The following is an 8,132-nucleotide window of genomic DNA, read 5'->3' on the forward strand; positions in this document are numbered from 1 at the left end:
CCCGGACACCGCAGGCGACAGCGAGCCCAAGGGCGGCCGGCCCGGGCCGGCCGACGAAGGCAGAAGCGGGGGAATGGCGACCCGCGAAAACGCACCCGAGATCGCCGAGAACTCCGAGGACTGAACCACCGGCCGACGCCACCGGCGGAGCACCCGCCGCGGGCCGGCGGGTCGGTCCTCCGATGGTGGCCGCGCATCACGGGGACTAGGCTCGACCCGTGACTCGACGCACCAAGATTGTCTGCACCATGGGCCCCGCCACCGCCGACCCCGATGTACTGCGGGAACTCGTCGGCTCCGGCATGGATGTGGCCCGCCTCAACTTCAGCCACGGAGAACACGCCGAGCACAAGGCTCATTACGACCGCGTGCGCGCGGCAGCCGACGCTACCGGAAACGCGGTCGGCATCCTTGCGGACCTGCAGGGTCCCAAGATTCGTCTCGGTCGATTCGCCGAGGGCCGTACGGTCTGGGAGAACGGTGAGGTCGTGCGGATCACCGTCGACGACGTCGAAGGTACCCACGACCGCGTTTCGACCACCTACAAGCAACTTTCCGAGGACGCAGTACCCGGCGACCGCCTCCTCGTCGACGACGGCAAGGTCGGGTTGGTCGTCGAATCGGTCGACGGCAACGATGTCGTGTGCCGTGTCACCGAGGGTGGGCCGGTCAGTAACAACAAGGGCGTGTCCCTGCCGGGAATGAACGTCTCGGTTCCCGCCCTGTCCGAAAAGGACATCGCCGACCTCGAATTCGCGCTCGAGCTCGGCGTCGACTTCATCGCGTTGTCGTTCGTGCGCTCACCGGCCGACATCGAACTCGTCCACGAGATCATGGACCGCGTCGGACGGCGCCTGCCCGTCATCGCGAAGCTCGAAAAGCCCGAAGCCATCGAAAATCTCGAAGCGGTGGTGCTCGCGTTCGACGCGGTGATGGTCGCGCGTGGCGACCTCGGTGTCGAACTACCCCTCGAGGAAGTGCCGTTGGTGCAGAAGCGTGCGATCCAGATCGCCCGCGAGAACGCCAAACCGGTCATCGTCGCCACACAGATGCTCGAATCGATGATCGAGAATTCGCGGCCCACCCGCGCGGAAGCGTCCGATGTCGCGAACGCCGTGCTCGACGGCGCCGACGCGGTGATGCTGTCCGGTGAGACCTCGGTCGGCAAGTTCCCGGTCGAGACGGTCAGGACCATGGCGCGCATCGTCCGTGCGGTGGAATCCGATTCGACGCGGGTGCCGGAACTGACGCACGTGCCGCGTACCAAGCGCGGGGTGATCTCGTACGCCGCCCGCGACATCGGTGAGCGCCTCGACGCGAAGGCACTCGTCGCGTTCACCCAATCCGGCGACACCGTGCGCCGTCTCGCGCGGCTGCACACCCGCTTGCCGCTGCTGGCCTTCACACCGGTGCCGCACATCCGCAACCAGCTCGCACTGACGTGGGGCACCGAGACGTTCTCGGTCGAGCCGGTGGACACCACCGACCAGATGGTCGAGCAGGTCGACGCCGCCCTGTTGTCGCTGGGTCGCTACCAGCGCGGAGATCTGGTCGTGATCGTCGCCGGTGCTCCTCCCGGCCGTTCGGGTTCGACGAACCTGATCCACGTACATCGTTTGGGCGAGAAGGACACTCGTTGACAGAGATCGAGGACACCCGGGCCGAAGGCCCGGACCTCGGCGTCCTCGTCGGTCTGCTCGACCTCGAGCAGACCGACGAGGACATCTATCGGGGGCAGCATCCGCAGCGACGCATCGGCAGCCGCACCTTCGGTGGTCAGCTCGTCGCACAGGCGCTGATCGCCGCCGGGCGCACAGTGGGGGAGCGCCCGATCCACGCGATCAACGCGCACTTCATCCGCGGTGGCGATGTCAAGGAACCGATCGAGTACCGCGTGGTGCGGCACCGGGACGGCCGCGACTTCGCCAACCGCATGGTCACCGCATACCAGAACGGGCAGGAACTGTTCGTGATGCTCGCCGCGTTCCAGCGATGGGGCACGGGACTCGAGCATTCGGTGTCCGTACCGGACGTTCCGCTTCCCGAGGCGCTGCCGCCCATCGGCGACCGTCTTCGCGGATACGAGGATCGACTTCCGCATTTCGTCGGGGCGCTCAAGCCCATCGACATGCGGTATGCCAACGATCCCGCCTGGGTGGCCAAGGGCACCGGTGAGCGCCTCAACCACAATCGGGTGTGGATGCGGGCCGACGGCGAACTGCCCGACGATCCGCTGTTGCACGTGGCGACCCTCGCCTACGGTTCGGACACCACCGTGCTGGACTCCATCCTCACGACGCACGGACTGTCGTGGGGTCTGGACCGCATCGTCGCGGCGACGGTGAATCATTCGATCTGGTTCCACCGGCCGCTGCGATTCGACCAGTGGCATCTGTATGCAACCGAGTCGCCGGTGGCGGCCGGCTCCCGCGGGATGGCGACCGGACGGTACTTCACGCTCGAGGGCGAGCTGGTGGCAACGGTGGTGCAGGAAGGTCTGGTCCGGCACTTCCCGCCTCGGCGCTGACCTGCCGAGCCGACGCGTCGGCGTGCTCGCCGATCCGCTCGAGCGCGCTCGACAGGCGTCGCATCGCGTCGAGCGCACCGGCGAGTTCCTCCGTGCCCATCGCCTCGGCGAGACGAAAAGCCGTGTCCGCGTGGGCGGGAGCAATCGCGGAGACCGCTCTGCGCCCGGCGTCGGTGGGTGCGACGAGTTTGGCGCGCCGGTGCGCGGGGTTGGGCCGGTATTCGGCGAGTCCGCGGTCGACCAGCAGATCGGCGATGCGCTGGACGCTCTGACGGGTGATGCCCATGGTGCGCGCGATCCCGGCGACGGGAAGCGGTTCGGTCAGCGTGGCCCCGAGGACCTGCCACCACGCCGCGGTGAGTCCGACCGGGCGGGCGAGGCCCTCCGCCACCTCGAGGAACTGGCCGTTGAGCCTGAATGCCGTCAACGCAACCCCGCTGAGCAGCTCCTGAGGCGATCTCTTGTCGGGGCTCATCCCTGCACCGACATGAGTTCGTGGAAACCGGCGGGATCGCGCCGGCCGTAGAGCTTGTACCAGGATTCGAGAACGCTCGGCTCGAAGATCTCGAGACGTTCGAGGACGGCGCGCGCGAACTCGGCGGGCGCGACGGCGCTCGCGGTGATCAGGTCGCGGTCGGTCACCACGGGCTCGTCGCGGTAGAGGTGCGCGCCCGCATAGCCCACGCTGTCGAGGAACTCGGCCGCATTGCTCGTGTGGGCGCGCTCGTCGAGCAGTCCGGCGAGGGCGAGTCCGCCGGTGGCGCCGCAGATCGCGGCCACCGGTACGCCGACGTCGAGGAAGACGCGCGCCTTCTCGGCGAACGGCGCAAACTGCTCGGTGGCCCAGATGTCGTTTCCCGCGAGGACGAGCATGGCGCTGTCGTGCGGGGTGGCCTCGTCCAAGGTCAGGTCCGGAACGACGCGGAGCCCGCCCATCGTGGTGATGGGATCGCGGGTCGCGCCGACCGTTGCGACGGCGAACCGGCCCGGTTCACGGTGCCAGAGGGGCTTGTTGATGTGAGCGATCGCGTGCCCGATCTCCCAGTCGGCGAAGGTGTCGTAGACAGCGACATGAACTGTGTCGATAACGTTTCCATCCATGACAACATCCTGTCATATAGACAGTGTACTGTCAATGTTCGAAGGCGTGGATTCCCGGGCTTCCGGGTACCCGGAATGCGGGTGCCGACGGTCGGCGCACCCGAAAGGAGAATCGACGTGCAGATCCACGTGAACAAGGACAGCCACATCCGGATCGATGAGGACATCACCGAACGACTCGAAGCGACACTCGAGTCCGCGGTCGAACGCTTTCGCGATCGGATCACTCGTCTCGAGGTGCACCTCGGCGACGAGAACGCGGCCAAGTCCGGCGTCGACGACAAACGCTGCGCCCTCGAAGCACGGATCGCCGGGCAGCAACCGGTCGTGGTCACCCATCACGCCGCGACCGTCAAGGATGCCTTCGACGGAGCGGTCGAGCGTCTGCACAATGCACTCGACTCGAAACTCGGCCGCGACAGCGGACACAAGGGCGGTGCCTCCATCCGGCACATGAAGGCCGACGAGAAGCCGCACTGACGCCGGGCGGAGAGGAGGTGTGGTGCTTCCCCTCCGGTTCGGTCCCGACCTGCTCTGCGACGGCTCTCGCGCACAGCCCGACCGATGACCACTCGGTGGTCCTGCTCGTCACCCCACGGCCGACTTCGGCCTATCGGAGGGATACATGCTCGGCAACAACAGCGGACAGAACGTGAGCGCACCCATGGTGGGCGTCACCTCCGCTTGTTGTCGCTGACGGCCCGCGCAGGCCGTAGGTCTGCGACTGCTGCGGTCGCCGGCCGAAGCCTTCGGTGCGCCAAAGGATTTCTTCGACGACGCATGCGCCGATCCCGAGCCGGGCAGCAGTGGCTTCGAGGTCGAGCCCGACGGCGCCCGGGGACGGCTCAGCTGCCGAGTTTCGCGACCGCCTCGTCGACGAGCGGGATGTAGCGGTCGATCGCCCAGGGCACGGTCAGTGGGTTGATCATCGACGAGCCGGTGACGAACGGCTGGTCCTCCGGGGCGACGAGCGTACCCCGCTCGACGGCCGGGATCCGCTGGTAGACCTCCTGCGATTCGATCTGCTGACGGTTCGCCGGATCCGAGTAGAACGTGAAAAGCAGATCGGACCCGTTCAGCAGGTGCGCATTCTCGAGGCCGATCACGGCCGAATCGGTGCCTTCGGTCTCCTCCAAGGTATCGACCACAGGGTCGACGGTCAGGCCGAGGCCGCGGACCATCGCGACGCGCTGTTCGTCCCGCAGGAAGACACCGAGCGTGGCGGGCCCGGTGTTGTAGATGTACGAGAAGGTGACGTCCCGGTATTCGGGGTGGTCGGCCGCGGTATCGGCGAACCGCTGCTCGATCCCGCTGACGAGATCGAGTGCTTCGTCGTGCTTGCCCATTGCAGTGCCGATGGTCTCGATCTGCTCCTGCCAGGTGATCGTCCACGGCAGTTCCGGGTATGCGACGGTCGGCGCGATGCCGCTCAGCACGTCGTACTGATCCTGCGTGATACCCGACCACGGGGCCAGGATCAGGTCGGGTTCGAGCGCGGCGATCGCCTCGAGGTTGACTTCGGTGCCTCCGGTGAACTGGGTGGGCAGATCCTCACTGCGTTCGGTGAGTTCCTCGTGGATCCAGGGCAGGTATCCGGTTTCGTTGCTGCCCCAGGGATACTCCTCTATCCCGACCGGGACTTCGCCGAGGGCGATCACGGTTTCCGCCGACCCCATGCCCAACGTCACGATACGTTCGGGTTCCGCGGTGATCTCGGCGGTTCCGAGAGCATGGTCGATCGAGGTTGGCTCGAACTCGCCCGACGGTGCGCCGGCAGCAAAATCGGTGTCGCTGCCCGAGCAGGCGCCGAGCAGCAGCGCACCTGCCAGGATCGGCGCGAGTAGACGAGATGAGCGGGCAGCGGAGCGCAGAGTGTGGTGCATGGGTACCTCTCGACGGGACCCGCGCCGGAACGACGCGCACAACAACGGAGGTAGCGTAGCCTTACCTTTCTTCAGATCTCAAAACCCGGTGCCGCACGGATCGTGACCGGGACTGCCGCGGCGGCACCGTAGCCCACCCGTTCCGCGACCCATAAGTGATAAACCACAATTTGGTTGCGTGATATGTATCACATTTGATAAGCTTTCGTTACCTACCGGCTTCGGCGAAGGGGTGGGGAGTGGCGGGCAGGCAAGACGACGGGTCCAGGCGTGGGGCGCCTGACATCCTGCTCGAGGGAGGGAACGGAGATCATCATGGCCACGCATCGCGCAGATCCGGTGGAGCACGCGGCATCGTCCGTGCGGATACTCGCAATACTTGTGCTTGCGGCGTTTCTCACGGTCGGAATCGTCGGAGTGGCACTGACCGGCTCCGTATTGAGCGGAATACTCTTCGGTCTGCTGACCGGTGGCCTTATTGTATTGGCGCACTTGATGATCGGACCGGGCTCCACATCCTGAGGGTGCGCTCCGGCAGCAGCGGGCTGCACAACCACCGTGACTGCAACAAGCGCGACCGGCGCCCGTGAGGTGGTCGTCCACTGCGCTCCCCCCGATTCCCGAGCGGACCGTTTCCCGAACGGTCAGACTTGAAGTATGCGCTCGGACGAACGCCGCGAAAACGCGGCGGGGGTGTCGAAAGTCCCGGCGGAGCTCAGCCGGCAGATCGCGCTGCTCGCCCGCGAGTTCTTCGTCCCCGACGATCTCGATCGCACGCTCGGCGGGATCACGGCGGCGGCGGCCGAGTTGATCGCCGTCGCCGATGGCATCGACATCACCCTGCTGACCGGACCTGAAAAATTCCGGTCTGTGGCCGCGACCACGCCGTTGGCCTCGACGCTCGATGCTCTGCAGATCGAGCTGGGACAAGGGCCGTGCCTGGACGTTGTCACCGCCGACCCGATCATTCGTGTACAGGACATGCGCACGGAGACACGCTGGCCGGCGTATGCGCCGGCCGCAGTCGAAGCGGGAGTGTTCAGCTGCCTGTCGGTGCGCTTGTACACCCACCGCGACGATGTGGGCGCGCTGAACCTGTTCTCCCACGCCGCGGACGCCTTCGGTGCCGGCGACGAAGCGCTCGCCGACATCCTGGCCACCCAAGCAGCCGCCGCGCTCACCGCTGCCCGAATCCATGAACAGCTGACTTCCGCCCTGTGCAGCCGGGACATCATCGGTCAAGCCAAGGGCATCATCATGGAGCGTTTCGGTGTCGATGCCGCACATGCCTTCGAAATGCTCCGAAGGATGTCCCAGAACAGGAACATTCCTCTCGTCGAAATCGCCACCCGGCTGATCGCCTCCGGTCCGGAAAGACACCCGCGTCGGACGACATGGTGATCGAACGGTGTCGTGTCCGGCCGACCGCGCCTGCAGCAGCCTCCTTTCCGGCATTCTCCGCGCGGGGATCGCCGATGATATGGAATCCGCGCCGCCGGTGCCGTTGCCTACCCTCTTGACCTATGAAGACTGGCGCGTGGTCCCTGGCGATCGACTTCGGAACGTCGAATACCGCGGCCGCCGAGACACGTCCGGCCGGTGGAATCCAGACACTGCCGCTGGCCCATCAGAGCAACCTGATGCCCTCTGCCGTGTTCGTCCGGTCGACTCCGGTGCGCTCGCTCGACGACCTCGCGGTCGGCGATGCGGCGCTCAACGCCGCCGAGTCGGTGCCGGGTGTGTTCGTGCCGGCCCCGAAGCGACTGATCGGCCGACCGTCCGTCGCAGTCCACGGTAGTCCGCTCCCCGCCGTGCTCCCGGCGGCAGCGGTGATTCACGCGGCGTATCGCCGGGCCCTGACCCAGCATAATTCGATCCCCCCGGCGCGGGTCGTGCTCACCCATCCCGAGGCCTGGTCGCCGGACATGATCGCAGTTCTGATCGAGGGAGCCGCGCTCGCGGGGATCGACCCCGCGAGTGTCGTCACGGTATCCGAGCCGCGCGCGGCAGTGCATTACTACACCCGCACTGCCGCACCGGCTCCCGGTGCGGCAGTGGCGGTCTTCGATTTCGGCGGCGGGACGGTCGACGAGGCGGTGCTGCGGGCCACTGCATCGGGCGGCTTCGAGGTGGTGACCGCGAGAGGAGACAATTCCCTCGGAGGCAAGAACTTCGACGCTCTCATCCGACGCTGGGCCGAAACCCAGCTCGCCGATCTCAATCCGGATCTCGCGCAGTACCTGCGCGGCTCTGCGCCCGAACACATCCGAGCCGTACGCGCCCTCGAGGAGTCCGCGCGCCGCGCAAAGGAGTCCTGTCCGATGCCCCGTCGGCCACAGTATTCGTCGCCGGTGGGCCGTGGCGCGAAGACCTGCTCCTCACCCGGGACGAATTCGAGGAGCTGATCGCACCCCAGATCGACGCGGCCGCTGCGCTGCTGCGCGCTGCGTTGGTGCAGGCCCGCGTTTCCGCCGACGGGTTGCAGGCGCTCTACCTCACGGGCGGATCCTCGCGGATCCCGCTGGTGCACACCCTCCTCGGAAGAGTGGGACCCGTTGCCACGCTGGATGATCCGAAAACAGTGGTGGTGCAGGGAGCGTTGATCGCTGCCGGCGCCGCGG

At 66.7% G+C, this 8,132-nt stretch carries 8 protein-coding genes and 1 pseudogene; 6 read left to right on the top strand and 3 right to left on the bottom strand.

Going from position 1 to position 8,132, the window contains the following annotated elements; genetic code table 11:
- Positions 1-218 precede the first annotated feature (218 nt).
- Both pyk and Q8814_RS22570 read left to right on the top strand, forming a co-directional pair.
- On the top strand, positions 219-1,640 hold the full coding sequence (pyk, locus tag Q8814_RS22565; RefSeq protein ID WP_330154214.1) for a pyruvate kinase: 1,422 nt from the start codon (positions 219-221) through the stop codon (positions 1,638-1,640).
- 5 nt (positions 1,641-1,645) lie between these two features.
- Positions 1,646-2,527, top strand: coding sequence for an acyl-CoA thioesterase II (locus Q8814_RS22570; RefSeq protein WP_330154220.1), 882 nt, complete (start codon positions 1,646-1,648; stop codon positions 2,525-2,527).
- A gap of 25 nt (positions 2,528-2,552) precedes the next feature.
- Here Q8814_RS22570 and Q8814_RS22575 read toward each other — a convergent pair.
- A pseudogene (locus Q8814_RS22575) lies at positions 2,553-3,002 on the bottom strand (MarR family winged helix-turn-helix transcriptional regulator); the annotation flags it as partial.
- The gene (locus tag Q8814_RS22580) at positions 2,999-3,628 is read right to left on the bottom strand and encodes a DJ-1/PfpI family protein (protein ID WP_330154215.1); all 630 of its coding nucleotides are present in this window, start codon (positions 3,626-3,628) and stop codon (positions 2,999-3,001) included. The pseudogene Q8814_RS22575 and the gene Q8814_RS22580, both read right to left, overlap by 4 nt.
- A 117-nt stretch (positions 3,629-3,745) precedes the next feature.
- Between Q8814_RS22580 and Q8814_RS22585 the strand changes: the two genes are divergently transcribed.
- On the top strand, positions 3,746-4,108 hold the full coding sequence (locus Q8814_RS22585) for an HPF/RaiA family ribosome-associated protein (protein WP_330154216.1): 363 nt from the start codon (positions 3,746-3,748) through the stop codon (positions 4,106-4,108).
- Between the two features lie 365 nt (positions 4,109-4,473).
- Here the strand turns inward: Q8814_RS22585 and Q8814_RS22590 are convergent, their stop codons facing one another.
- Positions 4,474-5,511 (bottom strand): iron-siderophore ABC transporter substrate-binding protein, encoded by a 1,038-nt coding sequence (locus Q8814_RS22590; RefSeq protein ID WP_330154217.1) that lies wholly within the window; start codon positions 5,509-5,511, stop codon positions 4,474-4,476.
- Positions 5,512-6,168: 657 nt separating this feature from the next.
- Here Q8814_RS22590 and Q8814_RS22595 point away from each other — a divergent pair.
- The 3 genes from Q8814_RS22595 to Q8814_RS26570 all read left to right on the top strand — a co-directional run.
- On the top strand, positions 6,169-6,912 hold the full coding sequence (locus Q8814_RS22595; protein ID WP_330154218.1) for an ANTAR domain-containing protein: 744 nt from the start codon (positions 6,169-6,171) through the stop codon (positions 6,910-6,912).
- A 122-nt stretch (positions 6,913-7,034) separates the two neighbouring features.
- The gene (locus tag Q8814_RS22600) at positions 7,035-7,916 is read left to right on the top strand and encodes an Hsp70 family protein (RefSeq protein ID WP_330154219.1); all 882 of its coding nucleotides are present in this window, start codon (positions 7,035-7,037) and stop codon (positions 7,914-7,916) included.
- 11 nt (positions 7,917-7,927) lie between these two features.
- On the top strand, positions 7,928-8,132 hold a 205-nt coding region (locus Q8814_RS26570), incomplete at its 3' end, for an Hsp70 family protein (RefSeq protein WP_408015967.1).

The organism is Rhodococcus chondri, from assembly GCF_036327435.1.
GTDB classification, from domain to species: Bacteria; Actinomycetota; Actinomycetes; order Mycobacteriales; family Mycobacteriaceae; genus Rhodococcus; species Rhodococcus chondri.